Source organism: Kosakonia sp. PSU_27 (assembly GCF_039409795.1).
Lineage (GTDB): Bacteria > Pseudomonadota > Gammaproteobacteria > Enterobacterales > Enterobacteriaceae > Kosakonia.
This window is the reverse complement of the sequence record NZ_JBCIVK010000002.1, coordinates 387,948-405,272: the sequence shown is the minus strand read 5'-3', so window position 1 is coordinate 405,272 and position 17,325 is coordinate 387,948. Positions and strand designations below refer to the sequence as shown.

At 56.7% G+C, this 17,325-nt stretch carries 13 protein-coding genes and 1 other annotated feature; of the genes, 8 read left to right on the top strand and 5 right to left on the bottom strand.

Translation table 11 applies throughout. The features are described 5' to 3' along the window. The first annotated feature begins 56 nt into the window (after positions 1 to 56). The 7 genes from dnaX (at position 57) to AAIG26_RS05745 (ending at position 8,328) form a co-directional block, all read left to right on the top strand. A complete protein-coding gene (gene dnaX / locus AAIG26_RS05775) occupies positions 57 to 1,994 on the top strand; it encodes a DNA polymerase III subunit gamma/tau (protein ID WP_160271058.1) in 1,938 nt (645 codons plus the stop codon). Continuing rightward, positions 1,327 to 1,391, top strand: a sequence feature (DnaX frameshifting element). (Overlaps the previous gene by 65 nt.) Before the next feature lie 81 nt (positions 1,995 to 2,075). After that, positions 2,076 to 2,405: a YbaB/EbfC family nucleoid-associated protein gene (locus AAIG26_RS05770; RefSeq protein WP_007373594.1), complete on the top strand. Its 330-nt coding sequence runs from the start codon at positions 2,076 to 2,078 to the stop codon at positions 2,403 to 2,405. Continuing rightward, positions 2,405 to 3,010 (top strand): recombination mediator RecR, encoded by a 606-nt coding sequence (gene recR / locus AAIG26_RS05765; RefSeq protein ID WP_017460002.1) that lies wholly within the window; start codon positions 2,405 to 2,407, stop codon positions 3,008 to 3,010. Before AAIG26_RS05770 ends, recR begins: the two co-directional genes overlap by 1 nt. Before the next feature lie 108 nt (positions 3,011 to 3,118). Further along, positions 3,119 to 4,993, top strand: coding sequence for a molecular chaperone HtpG (gene htpG / locus AAIG26_RS05760; RefSeq protein WP_343180202.1), 1,875 nt, complete (start codon positions 3,119 to 3,121; stop codon positions 4,991 to 4,993). Between the two features lie 235 nt (positions 4,994 to 5,228). After that, positions 5,229 to 5,873, top strand: coding sequence for an adenylate kinase (gene adk / locus AAIG26_RS05755; RefSeq protein ID WP_020456817.1), 645 nt, complete (start codon positions 5,229 to 5,231; stop codon positions 5,871 to 5,873). Between the two features lie 124 nt (positions 5,874 to 5,997). Then, entirely contained in the window at positions 5,998 to 6,960 is a 963-nt protein-coding gene (hemH, locus tag AAIG26_RS05750; RefSeq protein WP_020456818.1) for a ferrochelatase, read from the top strand. A 63-nt stretch (positions 6,961 to 7,023) separates the two neighbouring features. Further along, positions 7,024 to 8,328 (top strand): inosine/guanosine kinase, encoded by a 1,305-nt coding sequence (locus AAIG26_RS05745; protein ID WP_160271531.1) that lies wholly within the window; start codon positions 7,024 to 7,026, stop codon positions 8,326 to 8,328. A gap of 78 nt (positions 8,329 to 8,406) precedes the next feature. Here AAIG26_RS05745 and ybaL read toward each other — a convergent pair whose 3' ends face one another. Beyond that, positions 8,407 to 10,083 (bottom strand): YbaL family putative K(+) efflux transporter, encoded by a 1,677-nt coding sequence (gene ybaL, locus AAIG26_RS05740; protein WP_020456820.1) that lies wholly within the window; start codon positions 10,081 to 10,083, stop codon positions 8,407 to 8,409. A gap of 229 nt (positions 10,084 to 10,312) precedes the next feature. Next, positions 10,313 to 11,512 (bottom strand): MFS transporter, encoded by a 1,200-nt coding sequence (locus AAIG26_RS05735; RefSeq protein WP_343180201.1) that lies wholly within the window; start codon positions 11,510 to 11,512, stop codon positions 10,313 to 10,315. A 170-nt stretch (positions 11,513 to 11,682) separates the two neighbouring features. Here AAIG26_RS05735 and ushA point away from each other — a divergent pair, with 170 nt between their 5' ends. Then, positions 11,683 to 13,335 carry a bifunctional UDP-sugar hydrolase/5'-nucleotidase UshA gene (ushA, locus tag AAIG26_RS05730; RefSeq protein ID WP_343180200.1) on the top strand — a complete coding sequence of 551 codons (1,653 nt, stop codon included), beginning with the start codon at positions 11,683 to 11,685 and terminating at the stop codon, positions 13,333 to 13,335. Positions 13,336 to 13,350: 15 nt separating this feature from the next. Here the strand turns inward: ushA and ybaK are convergent, their stop codons facing one another. From ybaK to copA, 3 genes are all read right to left on the bottom strand, one after another. Further along, the gene (ybaK, locus tag AAIG26_RS05725; protein WP_045509145.1) at positions 13,351 to 13,830 is read right to left on the bottom strand and encodes a Cys-tRNA(Pro)/Cys-tRNA(Cys) deacylase YbaK; all 480 of its coding nucleotides are present in this window, start codon (positions 13,828 to 13,830) and stop codon (positions 13,351 to 13,353) included. Positions 13,831 to 13,909: 79 nt separating this feature from the next. Beyond that, positions 13,910 to 14,719, bottom strand: a complete 810-nt coding sequence (locus AAIG26_RS05720) for a TraB/GumN family protein (protein WP_343180199.1) — start codon at positions 14,717 to 14,719, stop codon at positions 13,910 to 13,912. Between the two features lie 86 nt (positions 14,720 to 14,805). After that, positions 14,806 to 17,304 carry a copper-exporting P-type ATPase CopA gene (gene copA, locus AAIG26_RS05715; RefSeq protein ID WP_343180198.1) on the bottom strand — a complete coding sequence of 833 codons (2,499 nt, stop codon included), beginning with the start codon at positions 17,302 to 17,304 and terminating at the stop codon, positions 14,806 to 14,808. Positions 17,305 to 17,325 lie beyond the last annotated feature (21 nt).

Below are 17,325 nucleotides of genomic sequence, written 5' to 3'. Positions count from 1 at the left end.
GCTGTGTTAGCATTATCCCTTCGTAAATCCACCTTCCAGCGTTTCAGAGCCTGCCAATGAGTTATCAGGTCTTAGCCCGAAAATGGCGACCACAAACTTTTGCTGACGTCGTCGGCCAGGAGCATGTGCTGACCGCACTGGCGAACGGCTTATCCTCAGGACGCATACATCATGCGTATCTGTTTTCTGGCACCCGTGGTGTCGGAAAAACCTCTATTGCCCGCTTGCTGGCGAAGGGGCTTAATTGCGAAACCGGCATCACCGCCACACCGTGCGGCGTCTGTGATAACTGCCGCGAAATCGAGCAGGGCCGCTTTGTTGATTTAATCGAGATTGACGCCGCCTCGCGCACCAAAGTGGAAGACACGCGCGATCTGCTGGACAACGTACAGTACGCACCGGCGCGTGGGCGTTTCAAAGTTTATCTCATCGATGAAGTGCATATGCTCTCGCGCCACAGCTTTAACGCGCTGTTAAAGACGCTGGAAGAGCCGCCCGAACATGTCAAATTCCTGCTGGCGACCACCGACCCGCAAAAACTGCCGGTGACCATTCTCTCTCGTTGCCTGCAGTTCCATCTTAAAGCGCTGGATGTCGACCAGATCCGTAACCAGCTCGAACATATTCTCGACGACGAGAAGATCGAACACGAACCCCGCGCGCTGCAACTGCTGGCGCGCGCCGCTGACGGCAGCCTGCGTGATGCGCTGAGTCTGACTGACCAGGCGATAGCCAGCGGCAACGGCCAGCTTTCCGCCGACGTGGTCAGTTCCATGCTCGGCACGCTCAATGACGATCAGGCGCTTTCGCTGGTTGAAGCGATCGTCGCCGCCAACGGCGAACGCGCAATGGCGCTGGTGAACGATGCGGCCTCGCGCGGCGTTGAGTGGGATGCCTTGCTGCTGGAAATGCAAACGTTACTGCACCGCATCGCGATGGTTCAGCTCACACCTTCGGCGCTTGGCAGCGATATGGCGCCGGTTGAACACCGTCTGCGTGAGCTGGCCCGTACGGTACCGCCTGCCGATGTGCAGCTCTATTACCAGACGTTGCTGATTGGCCGCAAAGAGCTGCCGTTTGCGCCGGACAGGCGTATGGGTGTCGAGATGACGCTGCTGCGCGCGCTGGCTTTCCACCCGCGGATGCCGCTGGCCGCGCCGGAAGCAACACAACACTCTTTTGCTCCCGTGGCACCCACGGCGGTAGTCGCGCCGCAGCAGGTTGCTGTCGCACCGCAAATGCCTTCGCAGATGCCACCGCCGCAAGATGTACCGATGCCCGACGCGACCAGCCAGGTGCTGGCGGCGCGCAGACAACTGCAACGCGCGCAGGGAGCCGACAAAGCAAAAAAGAGTGAACCGGCAGCCGCAACCCGCGCGCGGCCGGTGAGTAACGCCGCGCTGGAACGACTGGCTTCGGTGACCGAGCGCGTGCAATCGCGTCCGGCTCCGTCGGCGCTCGAACAGGCTCCGGCCAAAAAAGAAGCCTATCGCTGGAAAGCGACAACGGTCGTGGAAACGGTAAAAGAAGTTGTCGCCACGCCAAAAGCGTTGAAAAAAGCGCTCGAGCATGAAAAAACGCCAGAGCTGGCGAAAAAACTGGCGGAAGAAGCGATAGAACGCGACGCCTGGGCGAAAGAAGTCAGCCAGCTTAAATTGCCGAAACTGGTCGAGCAGGTTGCGCTGAACGCCTGGAAAGAGCAGGACGGCGAACGGATATGCCTGCATTTGCGTAGTTCTCAGCGCCATCTAAACTCGCAGGGCGCGTTGAAAACGCTGGGCGAGGCGCTGAGTGAATTACATGGCGCGGCGGTTGAACTGACTATCATTGAAGATGATAATCCGGCAGTGCGTACGCCGCTGGAGTGGCGCCAGGCAATCTATGAGGAAAAACTTGCGCAGGCGCGCGAGTCGATCATTGCGGATAGCAACATCCAGACGCTGCAACGCTTTTTCGATGCGGATCTGGACGAAGAGAGTATCCGCCCCCTTTGACGGGCAGCTGCGGCTACCCGTTTTCAACCCTGAATGTGACTTATCACTCTGGTTAGTCACCACAGCTAAAGAGAGAAGCCTATGTTTGGAAAAGGCGGTCTGGGTAACCTGATGAAGCAGGCCCAGCAGATGCAAGAAAAAATGCAGAAAATGCAGGAAGAGATCGCGCAGCTGGAAGTGACCGGCGAATCGGGCGCGGGTCTGGTGAAAGTGACCATCAACGGCGCGCATAACTGCCGTCGCGTGGAGATCGATCCGAGCCTGCTCGAAGACGACAAAGAGATGCTGGAAGATCTGGTTGCCGCTGCTTTTAACGATGCCGCTCGCCGCATTGACGAAACGCAGAAAGAGAAAATGGCCTCCGTCTCTTCTGGTATGTCGCTGCCGCCAGGCTTTAAGATGCCGTTCTGATGCAGACCAGCCCGCTGTTAACGCAGCTTATGGAAGCACTGCGCTGCCTGCCGGGCGTTGGCCCGAAGTCGGCGCAGCGTATGGCGTTTACGCTGTTGCAGCGCGATCGCAGCGGCGGCATGCGGCTGGCACAGGCGCTCACTCGGGCAATGTCGGAAATCGGCCACTGCGCCGATTGCCGCACATTCACCGAGCAGGAAGTCTGCAACATTTGCAGCAACCCGCGCCGCCAGGAAAACGGTCAAATCTGTGTGGTGGAAAGCCCGGCAGATATCTACGCCATTGAGCAGACCGGGCAGTTCTCTGGTCGCTACTTTGTGCTGATGGGGCATCTGTCACCGCTCGACGGTATCGGCCCGGACGACATTGGCCTTGACCGGCTGGAGCAGCGTCTGGCGTCCGAGAAAATCCAGGAGCTGATCCTCGCCACCAACCCGACGGTAGAAGGTGAAGCGACCGCTAACTATATTGCTGAGCTTTGCGCGCAGTATGGTGTGGAAGCCAGCCGTATCGCCCACGGCGTGCCGGTGGGCGGCGAACTGGAAATGGTTGACGGGACGACGCTGTCGCACTCGCTGGCCGGCCGCCACAAGATTCGTTTTTAACCAAACGGAGGCAGAAATTTTTGCCTCCGCTTGAAAATTCCCGCCAATATCCCCACTTCTCCCTCAACGCATTTTTACCTTGTAAATGGCATTGTTGAGGTTTTCCCAATGAAAGGACAAGAAACTCGCGGTTTTCAGTCTGAAGTGAAACAGCTTCTGCACTTGATGATCCATTCTCTTTATTCGAACAAAGAAATCTTCCTGCGTGAGCTTATCTCCAACGCCTCGGATGCGGCGGACAAACTGCGTTTCCGCGCGCTGTCCAAACCGGAACTGTACGAAGGCGATGGCGATCTGCACGTGCGCGTCTCCTTTGATAAAGAGAACCGTACGCTGACCATTGCCGATAACGGCATTGGTATGACGCGCGATGAAGTGATCGACCACCTGGGGACGATTGCAAAATCGGGTACCAAGGCGTTTCTGGAATCCATGGGTTCCGATCAGGCGAAAGACAGCCAGCTGATTGGTCAGTTCGGCGTCGGTTTCTATTCGGCATTTATCGTTGCCGATAAAGTGACCGTGCGCACCCGCGCGGCGGGTGAAAGCGCTGAAAACGGCGTGTTCTGGGAATCCGAAGGTGCGGGTGAATACACCGTTGCCGATATCACCAAAGCCGATCGCGGTACCGAAATCACGCTGCACCTGCGCGAAGGGGAAGACGACTTCCTCAACGACTGGCGCGTACGCTCGATCATCAGCAAGTATTCCGACCATATTGCGCTGCCGGTAGAGATCGAAAAACAGGAAGAGAAAGACGGCGAAACCGTGGTTTCCTGGGAGAAGATCAACAAAGCGCAGGCTCTGTGGACGCGTAACAAAGCGGAAATCAAAGACGAGGAATACAACGAGTTCTACAAACATATCTCCCACGACTTTACCGATCCGCTGATCTGGAGCCACAACCGTGTGGAAGGTAAACAGGAGTACACCAGCCTGCTTTACATTCCGTCGCAGGCGCCGTGGGATATGTGGAACCGCGATCATAAACACGGCCTGAAACTCTATGTTCAGCGCGTGTTTATCATGGACGAAGCCGAGCAGTTCATGCCGAACTACCTGCGCTTTGTGCGTGGCCTGGTCGATTCCAACGACCTGCCGCTCAACGTTTCCCGTGAAATCTTACAAGACAGCAACGTGACGCGCAGCCTGCGCACCGCGCTGACCAAACGCGTGCTGCAAATGCTGGAAAAACTGGCGAAAGATGACGCGGAAAAATACCAGACCTTCTGGCAACAGTTTGGCCTGGTGCTGAAAGAGGGCACGGGCGAAGATCACGCGAACCTGGAAACCATCGCCAAACTGCTGCGCTTTGCCTCCACGCACAACGACTCTTCCGCACAAGCTGTGTCACTGGAAGAGTATGTGTCGCGCATGAAAGAAGGGCAGGAAAAAATCTACTTCATCACCGCCGACAGCTACGCCGCGGCGAAGAGCAGCCCGCATCTGGAGCTGCTGCGTAAGAAAGGCATCGAAGTGCTGCTGCTTTCCGATCGCATCGACGAGTGGATGATGAGCTACCTGACCGAGTTCGACGGCAAGCCGTTCCAGTCAGTTGCCAAAGCCGACGCTTCGCTGGATAAACTGGCAGACGAAGTGGATGAAAGCACAAAAGAAGCCGAGAAAGCGCTGGAGCCGTTCGTTGAGCGCGTGAAAACGCTGCTGGGCGATCGTGTGAAAGAAGTGCGCCTGACTCACCGTCTGACCGATACGCCAGCCGTGGTAGTGACCGATGCCGACGAAATGAGCACCCAGATGGCGAAACTGTTCGCCGCGGCGGGCCAGAATGCGCCGGAAGTGAAGTACATTTTCGAACTTAACCCGGATCACGCCCTGGTGAAACGCACGGCTGACACGCAGGACGAAACCCAGTTTAAAGAATGGGTCGAGTTACTGCTGGATCAGGCGCTGTTTGCTGAACGCGGTACGCTGGAAGATCCGAACCAGTTTATTCGCCGCATGAACCAGTTACTGGTTTCATAAGCCGCGTTTGAGCTGATACCGATAAGGGGCCGTTGGCCCCTTTTTTTATTTCTCAGTGGGCTTATTTGCGCCGGGTTGATGTTACCGGGCACTTTTCCGTTTATGCCTTGCGCATGATAAGAAAACGTATCATTAACCGTTTCAGCCGATCCCGCTTCCTTGAGCGTGGGTCGTTCTGGTGGTATCTTTTAGCGCTTTTTGAAAAATTGAACCAACATTTGAGGGGATTTTCGCAATGCGTATTATTCTGCTTGGCGCTCCGGGCGCGGGTAAAGGAACTCAGGCTCAGTTCATCATGGAGAAATACGGTATTCCGCAAATCTCTACCGGTGACATGCTGCGCGCCGCTGTTAAATCTGGCAGCGAACTGGGCAAACAGGCAAAAGACATCATGGACGCGGGCAAGCTGGTCACTGACGAGCTGGTTATCGCGCTGGTGAAAGAGCGTATTGCCCAGGAAGATTGCCGCAATGGTTTCCTGCTGGACGGTTTCCCGCGCACCATTCCGCAAGCGGACGCGATGAAAGAAGCCGGCATCAACGTTGATTTCGTTCTTGAGTTCGATGTGCCGGACGAGCTGATCGTCGATCGCATTATCGGTCGCCGTGTACACGCTGCTTCCGGTCGCGTTTACCACATCAAATTCAACCCGCCGAAAGTGGAAGGCAAAGATGACGTGACCGGCGAAGAGCTGACCACGCGTAAAGACGATCAGGAAGAGACCGTGCGTAAACGCCTGGTGGAATACCATCAGATGACCGCGCCGCTGATCGGCTACTACCAGAAAGAAGCGCAGGCGGGTAACACGCGCTATGCGAAAGTCGACGGCACCAAAGCCGTTGCTGATGTACGCGCAGAGCTGGAAAAAATCCTCGGCTAATCGCGCCCGCTCACCCGGACTCTCCGGGTGAGAATTTTTCTCATCTTACCTATCGCAGCAATGGGTTCCGTTTAACCGCTTTTACGCTACAATTACCAACCATTCAAAAGGTTAAGAGGCGTGAATGAGTCAGGCGAAAACCGGCATCCTGCTTGCCAATCTGGGCACTCCCGATGCCCCGACCCCCGAAGCGGTGAAACGCTATCTGCGGCAATTCTTGAGTGACAGACGCGTGGTCGATACGCCGCGTTTATTGTGGTGGCCGCTACTGCGCGGTGTGATCCTGCCCATTCGTTCTCCCCGCGTCGCCAAACTCTATCAGTCTGTCTGGATGGAAGAGGGCTCACCGCTGATGGTTTACAGCCGCAGGCAGCAGCGGGCCCTGGCAGCGCGCTTGCCTGACGTGCCGGTCGTGCTTGGGATGAGTTACGGTTCGCCGTCGCTGGAAAGCGCGGTCGATGAGTTGCTGGCGCAAGGGGTCGAGCATATTGTGGTGCTGTCGCTCTACCCGCAATACTCCTGTTCTACCGTTGCCGCCGTGTGGGACGAGCTGGCGCGCATTCTGGCGAAAAAGCGCCATATTCCGGGCGTCTCCTTTATTCGCGACTACGCCGACAATGCGGATTACATCGCTGCGCTCGCCAATAGCGTGCGTGCCTCGTTTGCGCAGCATGGCGAGCCGGATTTATTGCTGCTCTCTTACCACGGCATTCCCCAGCGTTATGCGGCAGAAGGGGATGATTACCCGCAGCGCTGTCGCGATACGACGCGCGAGCTGGTTTCTGCGCTCGACTTACCGCCGGAAAAAGTGATGATGACGTTCCAGTCACGCTTTGGTCGCGAACCGTGGTTAACGCCATATACGGATGAAACTCTGAAAATGCTCGGCGAAAAAGGTGTGAAGCATATTCAGGTGATGTCTCCGGGTTTTGCAGCCGACTGTCTGGAAACGCTGGAAGAGATCGCCGTGCAAAACCGCGAATTCTTCCTGGAAGCCGGTGGCGAAAAATATGAGTACATTCCGGCGCTTAATGATTCTCCTGAACATATCGAGATGATGGTCAATCTGACGGCCAAATATCGCTGATCGCAGCGCGGGCTGAGAGTGTGTTAACATTCCCGGCCCGAATGTATGGCGCTAATTACAATCATGAAATTTCCCGGTAAACGTAAATCCAAGCATTATTTCCCCGTTAACGCCCGCGATCCGCTGTTACAACAAATTCAGCCCGAGAGCGAATCCGGTACGTGTTGGGTTGTCGGTATCGACCAGACGCTGGTGGATATCGAGGCGAAAGTGGATGATGCGTTTATTACCCGTTACGGCCTCAGTGCCGGTCATTCGCTGGTGATCGCCGACGATGTCGCGGAAGCGCTCTATCAGGAACTGGTCAGTAACGATTTGATCACGCACCAGTTCGCGGGGGGCACCATCGGCAATACCATGCATAATTACTCTGTGCTGGCGGATGACCGCTCGGTGCTGCTTGGTGTTATGTGCGACAACGTGAAAATCGGCAGTTATGCCTACCGCTACCTGTGTAACACCTCCAGCCGTACCGATCTCAACTATCTGCAAGGCGTCGATGGCGCCATTGGTCGTTGTTTCACGCTGATTAGCGACAGCGGCGAGCGCACCTTTGCTATCAGCCCTGGCCATATGAACCAGTTGCGCCCGGAGAGCATCCCGGAAGCGGTGATCGCCGGAGCGTCTGCGCTGGTGCTCTCCTCTTACCTGGTGCGCTGTAATCCCGGTGAACCGATGCCGGAAGCCACCATGCAGGCGGTGGCGTACGCCAAAAAGCATAACGTGCCGGTGGTGCTGACACTCGGCACCAAATATGTGATTGCCGATAACCCGCAGTGGTGGCGTGATTTCCTTAAAGAGAACGTCTCGATTCTGGCGATGAATGAAGAGGAAGGCCACGCGCTGACCGGCGAAAGCGATCCGCTGCTGGCGGCCGATAAAGCGCTGGACTGGGTTGATCTCGTCCTGTGTACCGCAGGCCCAATTGGTCTGTATATGGCCGGTTTCACCGAAGACGAAGCGAAGCGCAAAACCCAGCATCCCTTGCTGCCGGGCGCGATTGCCGAATTTAACCAGTACGAATTCAGCCGTGCGCTGCGCCACAAAGATTGTGAACATCCGCTGCGCATTTACTCGCACATTGCGCCGTATATGGGCGGGCCGGAAAAAATCATGAATACCAACGGCGCGGGCGATGGCGCACTCGCGGCGTTGCTGCATGACATCACCGCCAACAACTACCACCGCACCAACGTGCCGAACTCCAGCAAGCACAAATTCAACTGGCTGACGTACTCTTCGCTGGCACAGGTGTGCAAATACGCCAATCGCGTCAGTTACCAGGTGCTGAACCAGCACTCGCCGCGTTTAACGCGCGGTCTGCCGGAACGCGAAGACAGCCTCGAAGAGGCATACTGGGAACGTTAATGTGATTGCCCGACGAAGCCGGGCAGACACGACGATGAGACAAAGCCGGAGCAGCGTAAGCACTCCGGCTTTTTTGGATTAACCCGTTACGGCTTCTTCAGCCGGCGGTTTTTCCAGCAATGTCAGCATGGTGTTAGCGATTTCGCGCTCGCCCATGACCACCTGATTCGCGCCACGTTCAGTGATGTAGTCCACCTCATCGTCGTAGTGCGCACGAGCGATAATTTCAATGTGCGGGCACTTCTCACGCGCGGTGGCGACAATCTCCCCGGCTTCGTAACCATTTGGAATGGTCAGCAGCAACCAGCGGGCGCAATCGAGATGCGCCAGGTTCATGATCTCTTCGTTAGCGGCATTGCCCAGCACCGCGCGGATGCCACGCTCACGCAGTTCATCCACGCGGGTACGTGAAGTTTCAATCACCACCAGCGGAATGCCTTGTGCCATCAGTTTTTCACCCAGCAGGCTGCCGACGCGGCCAAAACCTACCAGCAACGCGTGGTTGCAGATATCGACCGGGATCTGTTTCTCTTCTTCGATAGCCTCTTCCAGCGTTTGCTCTTCCAGCGTCTCGGTTTTGTCGAGGTACTTTTCCAGCAGTGTGAACAGCACCGGGTTGAGCATAATCGACAGGATAGCGCCCGCCAGCACCAGATTTTGCCCGGCCTGCGGCAGCAGGTTCAGCGACATGCCGAGGCCCGCCAGAATAAAGGCGAACTCACCGATCTGCGCAAGGCTTGCGGCGATGGTCAGCGCGGTGCGCGGCGAGTGGCCAAACATGCGCACCAGCAGGAACGCGGCGACAGATTTACCAAAGATGATGATCGCCAGCGTAGCGAGCACCGCCAGTGGTTGCTCAATGAGCACCAGCGGATCAAACAGCATACCGACGGAGACAAAGAACAGCACCGCAAACGCGTCGCGCAGCGGCAGCGTATCGTGCGCCGCACGGTGGCTCAGCTCGGATTCGTTGAGCACCATTCCGGCGAAGAACGCGCCCAGCGCAAACGAAACATCAAACAGCTCCACCGCGCCAAAAGCGATACCGAGCGCCAGTGCCAGCACGGAGAGCGTAAACAGCTCGCGTGAGCCGGTCGCCGCGCTGCGCGCCATGATCCACGGCACCAGACGGCGGCCAACCAGCATCATGATAGCGATAAAGGCCACCACTTTGCCGATGGTGATGCCCATATCCACCGCCAGCGATGCCAGCCCGACATTGCCTTTTTCCACCATTCCGGCGACGGCAGGCAGCAACACCAGTGTTAGCACCATCACCAGATCTTCCACAATCAGCCAGCCGATAGCGATTTGCCCTCGTTGGCTGTCGATAAGCTGCCGCTCCTCAAGCGCGCGCAGCAGCACCACGGTACTGGCGGTGGAGAGACAGAGCCCAAACACGATGCCGGTCATCAGTGACCAATCCAGCATTGCGGAAAGCGCCATACCCAGTAGCGTCGCAACAGCAATTTGCGCGATCGCACCGGGAATGGCGATGGACTTTACCGCCATCAGATCCTTCAACGAGAAATGCAGCCCGACGCCGAACATCAACAAAATCACGCCCAGCTCCGCAAGCTCCGGCGCGAGTTGGGTATCGGCGACAAAGCCCGGCGTAAACGGCCCGGACAATACACCCGCTATCAGGTAGCCCACCAGTGGAGAAATACGCAGTTTATTGGCAAGCATGCCGAGGATAAAAGCGAGCACAAGGCCGCCGACAATGGTGGTGATAAGCGGTGTGGCGTGATGCATTCCGTCTCCTTTCGTTGGTGCGTGGATCCCGCGGTTAAAAACCGACAACTGCGTTACAGTTTATGACAGTTTTCACCACTATGTTTATGAATAATTGTTGAATTATGAAGAAAATGGCAATTTAGCTGAAGAAAGATAGCCTGTAGGGTATCCGTAACAGAAATCATGCGCCAGGCGCGGGCAGGCAAGAGAAAGCAGCGGCCAAAGTATGACTTTGGCCGTGAGGAAATCAGTGTTGCGGGCGGTTATCGGGCAGGAATATGGTCAGGATGCCGAGTAAAGGCAGGAAAGCACATATTTTATAGACCAATTCGATGCTGGTATGATCGGCAACCAGCCCTAATACTGCTGCGCCAAGGCCGCCCATCCCGAAGGCAAAACCAAAAAACAGCCCGGAAACCATGCCGATACGGCCTGGTAACAGCTCCTGAGCATAAACCAGAATGGCTGAAAACGCCGAGGCGAGCACAAAACCAATAATTACCGTTAAAATCCCGGTCCAGAAGAGGGTTGCGTAGGGTAAAAGCAGGGTAAATGGCGCGACGCCGAGGATAGAGCCCCAAATCACATATTTTCTGCCAATCTTATCACCCACAGGCCCGCCAATAACCGTGCCTGCCGCCACCGCAAACAGGAAGATAAACAGATGCATCTGGGCGTTTTGCACCGACAAATCAAATTTTTGCATTAAATAAAAGGTGAAATAGCTGCTAATGCTCGCCATATAGAAGTATTTCGAGAAAATGAGGATCAGCAGCACGCAAACCGCCAGCACCACTTTGTTGCGCGGCAGTGGATTGATTACTGAAACGGGTTTTTTACCTTTATTCACCCGGTGCTGCGCGGCGTACCAGCGGCTTACCTGCATCAGCACAATAATCGCCAGCAGGGCCGCCAGCACAAACCAGGCAACATTGCCTTTGCCGTAAGGCGCAATGATCACTGCCGCCAGCAATGGCCCAAGCGAGGCACCAAAGTTGCCGCCGACCTGAAAGATGGATTGCGCCAGCCCGTGACGCCCGCCAGACGCCATGCGCGCCACGCGCGACGATTCCGGGTGGAACACTGATGAACCCGTTCCTACCAGCGCAGCAGCAACCAGCACCGTGGTAAAACTTCCCGCCAGCGCCAGCAGCACCAGACCGCTTAAGGTGAAACACATGCCGATGGGCAGCGACCACGGCATCGGGTGTTTATCGGTCAAATAGCCAACCACCGGCTGCAGCAGCGAGGAAGCGATCTGGAAGGTCAGCGTGATAAAACCGATCTGTACAAACGACAATGCAAAGTCGGCCTGCAACAGCGGATAAATCGCCAGCAGCAGGGATTGGATCATATCGTTAAGCAGATGTGAGAGGCTGATAGCGCCAAGAATACCGAACGAGGTGCGCGCAGCAGGCGGTGTCTGCGACGTTTCACTGATTGCCATAAATACCACGTATGTTGTCAGAAGAGGTTAGGGATAAAGCACGGTAATGATTCCCGGACTACCATACCTTTGCTGAAAGTTTGAAGGAAGTTGCGATTCTGAATACATATTTGTCTATTATTGGCAGGCGCTGTAATTTCTCAGTTTATCAATGGGTCAGGGAGGGAAGCATGAGATTGTTAAAGAAGAGTATTACGCTGGGGCTGCTGGCGGCGATGGGCGTTGCCAGCTGGCAGGTACAGGCTTACGAGCAGGATAAGACCTATAACATCACCATTCTGCATACCAATGATCATCACGGTCATTTCTGGCGCAGTGATTACGGCGAATATGGTTTATCGGCGCAGAAAACACTGGTTGATGGCATTCGCAAAGAGGTAGCGGCCGAAGGCGGCAGCGTGATGCTGCTGTCCGGCGGCGATATCAACACCGGAGTGCCGGAATCGGATTTACAGGATGCCGAACCCGATTTTCGCGGCATGAACCTGATTGGTTATGATGCGATGGCCGTGGGTAACCATGAGTTCGACAACCCGCTCAGCGTACTGCGCCAGCAGGAGAAATGGGCTAAGTTCCCGTTCCTTTCCGCCAACATTTACCAGAAAAGCACCGGCGAGCGCCTGTTTAAACCGTGGATGATGTTTAATCGCCAGGGGCTGAAAATTGCCGTTATTGGCTTAACTACCGACGACACGGCGAAAATCGGCAACCCGGAGTTTTTCACCGATATCGAATTCCGCAAACCGGCCGACGAAGCGAAGCTGGTGATTGCTGAGCTGAAGCAAAACGAAAAACCGGATGTGATCCTGGCGACCACGCATATGGGCCATTACGACAACGGCGAGCACGGCTCGAATGCGCCGGGCGATGTGGAGATGGCACGCAGCCTGCCAAAAGGCGCGCTGGCAATGATTGTGGGTGGTCACTCACAAGATCCGGTTTGCATGGCGTCTGAAAATAAAAAACAGGTCGATTACGTGCCTGGGACGCCGTGCGCGCCGGATCAGCAAAATGGTATCTGGATTGTGCAGGCACATGAGTGGGGCAAATATGTCGGCCGCGCGGATTTCCAGTTCCGTAACGGCGAAATGAAACTGGTGCGTTACCAGTTGATTCCGGTCAACCTGAAGAAGAAGGTCACCTACGACAACGGCAAAAGCGAGCGCGTACTCTACACGCCGGAAATTGCCGAAAACCCGCAGATGCTCTCCCTGTTAACGCCGTTCCAGAACAAAGGTAAAGCGCAGTTAGAGGTGAAAATCGGTAACGCGAATGGTCATCTGGAAGGCGATCGCAGCAAAGTGCGTTTTGTGCAAACCAACCTCGCACATGTGATCCTCGCCGCGCAAATGGCGCGTACCGGCGCGGATCTGGCGGTGATGAGCGGCGGCGGGGTGCGTGACTCTATCGAGGCGGGCGACATCACTTACAAAGACGTGCTGAAAGTGCAGCCGTTCGGCAACACGCTGGTGTATGTCAACCTGACCGGTAAAGAGCTGACGGATTACCTCACCGCGGTGACGCAAATGAAGCCGGATTCAGGCGCGTATCCGCAGTTCGCCAACGTCAGTTTTGTGGCGAAAGGCGGCAAGCTCAATGATCTCAAAATCAAAGGCGAACCGGTCGATCCGGCGAAAAGCTACCGTCTGGCAACGCTCAGTTTCAACGCAACCGGCGGTGATGGCTATCCGCGTCTGGATAATAAAGCAGGCTATGTGAATACCGGTTTTATTGACGCTGAAGTGCTGAAAGAGTACATCCAGAAAAACTCACCGCTGGATGTGAATGCTTACGAACCTAAAGGGGAGGTGAGCTGGCAGTAACCAGCTCCTTATCCGTCAATCGCGGCGGGCGATATCGGCAAATTTCGCGTCCAGCATTTTTGCCAGATCGCTCGCCGCCAGTTCAATATCCAGCCCGCGTTTGCCGCCGGAAACATAAATGGAAGCGAAGTCTTGCGCGGGGGCATCAATCAGCGTCGGCAGACGTTTTTTCTGCCCCAACGGGCTGATGCCGCCCACCAGATAACCCGTGGTGCGCTGGGCGACCAGCGGATCGGCCATATCGACTTTTTTCGCGCCAAGCGCTTTGGCGACTTTTTTCAGATCTAACTGCCCGGCAACCGGCGTGACCGCAACGGCAAGATGTTTCATATCGCCATTGATCGCCACCAGCAGCGTTTTATAGACCTGATCGGCGTTCAGCCCCAGTTTGCGCACCACTTCATCACCAAAGTTGGTTTCATTGGGATCGTGATCGTAAGTGTGTACCTGAAAGGGAACCTTGTTTTTTTCGAGTAACTTCACGGCGGGTGTCATAATAATCCTTCTTACCACGGTCATCTCACGGCGCTTAGCATACGCCTGCTCGCGTGCGCGAAAATAGTACCATCTTGCGCTATTGCGCCGCTCTTTCGCGCAGCAACGCCGGTAAATTCCCTTCGCCATAGAGATGCAGGGCGCCTGCTGCCACCACATAGCGCCCTGGCGGCAGCGCAAACAAACGCTCGCACCACGCCTGGTTACGCTGGTGCATCAAAACATCATGCAGCGGCTGGCTGAATGTTGATGGCAGCGTCAGTTCATCTTCTGCGGGCGGATTTTCCAGCCACCAGCTCATCATCACCTGTAATAAACGCGCATTTTCGTGCCAGTGGGTCAGAGTGTCCTGCAACAGTTCATTTCCTTCGTCCGGCAACCTGCGCAGGATATCCAGCTGGCTGCTGGTGCCTTCCAGTTCCATCATATTGACGTGATACTGCTGCGCCGCCTGTAGCAACTGATAGTCGATGCCGTACTCCGGGCGTAGCCCCAGCCGCTGTGCCTGCGTGGCCTGCAATACCAGCGCGATATGCCAGGCGGGCCGCTGGTTGAATTCATCTCGGTGAAGCGACAGGGTTTGCAGCGTGTTGTCGAGCCGGGTAAGAAGTTCAGGGGGAAGGCGTTGCTCAAGCGGTTCGACCGGCGGCAGATTGTCGAATGGCGAATCCGAACCGGCGATATCCGCTTCCACGATGAGCGCGTCGGCATCGCGCAGTTTTTGCAGGAGCTGCGCCGGGAGCGGCGACATACCGTAGGTGCCCATATGAATACTGCCCACCAGGTGCAGATGGCGGCCGCCGGGCAAATTCACATCCAGTGCAGGCCAGCGGTAATGAGGCACACGAAGCGCAAGAAAAAAGGTTTTCAATCGTTGAAACAGGCTCATACGCGCTTCCTGAGTGAAAAATCTCATGCTAGCGCGCGCGGCCAGAAGGTGCAAACCCCGCCGGATAAACGGCGGGGTTGTGGCATTTACTGATGAGGTTTAAAGCGCAATAACCGGTTGGCGTTGCTGACCACGGTAATGGACGAGAGCGCCATTGCCGCGCCTGCGACCACCGGATTGAGCAATGTGCCGGTTAGCGGCCAGAGAATACCTGCGGCAATCGGAATACCCAGCGAATTGTAGACAAACGCGCCGAGCAGGTTCTGTTTCATATTGCGCAGCGTCGCTTTTGAAATCGCCAGCGCATCGGCAACGCCCAACAGGCTGTGGCGCATCAGCGTGATGGCGGCGGTTTCGATTGCCACATCGCTGCCGCCGCCCATCGCGATCCCCACGTCGGCCTGCGCCAGCGCGGGCGCGTCGTTAATGCCATCGCCAACCATCGCCACCTGGCGGCCCTGCTGTTGCAGGTTTTTTATCGCCTCGGCTTTGCCATCCGGCAGCACGCCGGCGATCACCTCATCGATACCCGCCTCTTTAGCGATAGCGTTGGCGGTGGTGGGGTTGTCACCGGTCAGCATCACCAGGCGGTAGCCTTCACGGTGCAGACGTTGCAGCGCATCGATGCTGTCTTCGCGTAACGGATCGCGGATCGCCAACAGTGCCACGGCTTTCCCGTCAATTGCCAGCAGTACCGGCGTGGCGCCCAGGCTTGCCTGAGCGTTCAGCTCATCATCAAGCGCGCGGGTATCCACGTTTTGCTCAGCCAGCAGCGCCTGGTTGCCAAGCAGCACACTGTGCCCGTCGACCTCACCGCTCACGCCCAGCCCGCGCAGTGTACGGAACTGATTGACCACCGGCAGCGTCTGCGCGCCTGCTTTTTCGATAATCGCCCGCGCCAGAGGATGGCTGGAACCTTGCTCCAGCGCCGCCGCCAGACGGAGCGCCGTTGCGTCGTCAATATCCAGCGTTTTCACGCTCACCACTTCCGGTTTGCCGCGCGTCAGGGTGCCGGTTTTATCAAACACGATGGTATCCAGCGTGCTGGCGCGTTGCAGCGCATCGGCATCGCGAACCAGCACGCCAAACTCCGCCGCGCGACCGACGCCGGAGATAATCGACATCGGCGTTGCCAGCCCCAGCGCACAAGGGCAGGCGATGATCAGCACCGTGGTGGCGATGACCAGCGTGTAGACAATTTGCGGTGCAGGGCCGAAGACGTACCAGATAACGCCGCTGAACAAGGCGATAGCGACCACCACCGGCACAAACACGGCGGAAATGCGATCGGCAAGCTGGCCGATCTCCGGCTTGCTGCTTTGTGCCTGGCGCACCATGCGAATAATGCGCGACAGCGTGGTGTGGCTGCCGACGGCGCTGGCGGTAAACAGCACGCTGCCGTCCTGCACTACTGTCCCGGCATGAATGCTCTCACCGGTGCTTTTCTCCTGCGGCACCGGTTCGCCGGTAAGCATGGCTTCATCGAACCAGGCTTCGCCCTGGCTGATTTCACCATCCACCGGCACGCGATCGCCCGTTGTCAGGCGCAGCGTCATACCCGGCTGAACGTCCGCCAGCGGTACATTTTTCTCGCCGTCGGCGGTGATCACGCGTGCGGTGGGCGGGGTTAAATCTAATAACCGCTCAAGCGCTTTAGACGAGCGCTGGCGCGCGCGGGCTTCCAGCATGTGGCCGAGGTTAATCAAACCGATGATCATCGCGCTGGCTTCGTAATAAAGGTGACGCGCTTCCATCGGGAACCTCTGCGGCCAGATATTGACGCTCATGGAGTAGAGCCAGGCCGCGCCTGTCCCCAGCGCTACCAGCGTATCCATGGTCGCCGTGCCATTACGCAGGCTTTTCCAGGCGCTAGTGTAAAAATGGCCACCCGCTACGATCATGACCGCTAGCGTGACAACACCGAGCATGAGCCACAGCGTGCGGTTGGCGTCGGTGACCATCATGTTATCGCCGAGCATGCCCCACACCATGATCGGCACGCCAACCAGCAGCGCGACAATCGCCTGCCAGCGGAAGCGTTTCATGGTGGCGAGCGCGGTTTCCTGCTGGCGCTCGCGGCGTTTGATGTCATCTTCAATGGCTTCAGCGCCGTAGCCTGCGTTCTCTACGGCGCTGACTAATTCAGCGGCGGGGGCACTGCCCATAACCAGCGCGGTGCGCTCCGCCAGGTTGACCCGTGCCTGCGTAACGCCCGGTACGGCCTGTAAGGCCTTTTGCACCCGGGAGACACAACTGGCGCAGCTCATGCCGTTGATCAACAGTTGTTGGCTGTCATCAAGCTCGCTGGCTGCCGGAAGCTCAGGTGTGGCCGCTGTCAGTGCTTCCGACGGGAGTGATGACTCTGCCAGCGGTTTAGCCTTTGGGTGGCTTAAGCTCGCGCCATATCCGGCTTCTTTGATGGTTTCGATCAACGCGTCAGCGCTGGCGCTGCCGGTGACTTCCGCACGTTCAATGGTGACGTCTGCCTGTTCTACATCCGGGCGTTTTTCCAGGCTCTCTTTGACGCGTTTTACGCAATGGCCGCAGGAGAGGCCATCCAGGTCTAGCGCTATGGTATGAGACATACTTAATCTCCTTGGTTGTGG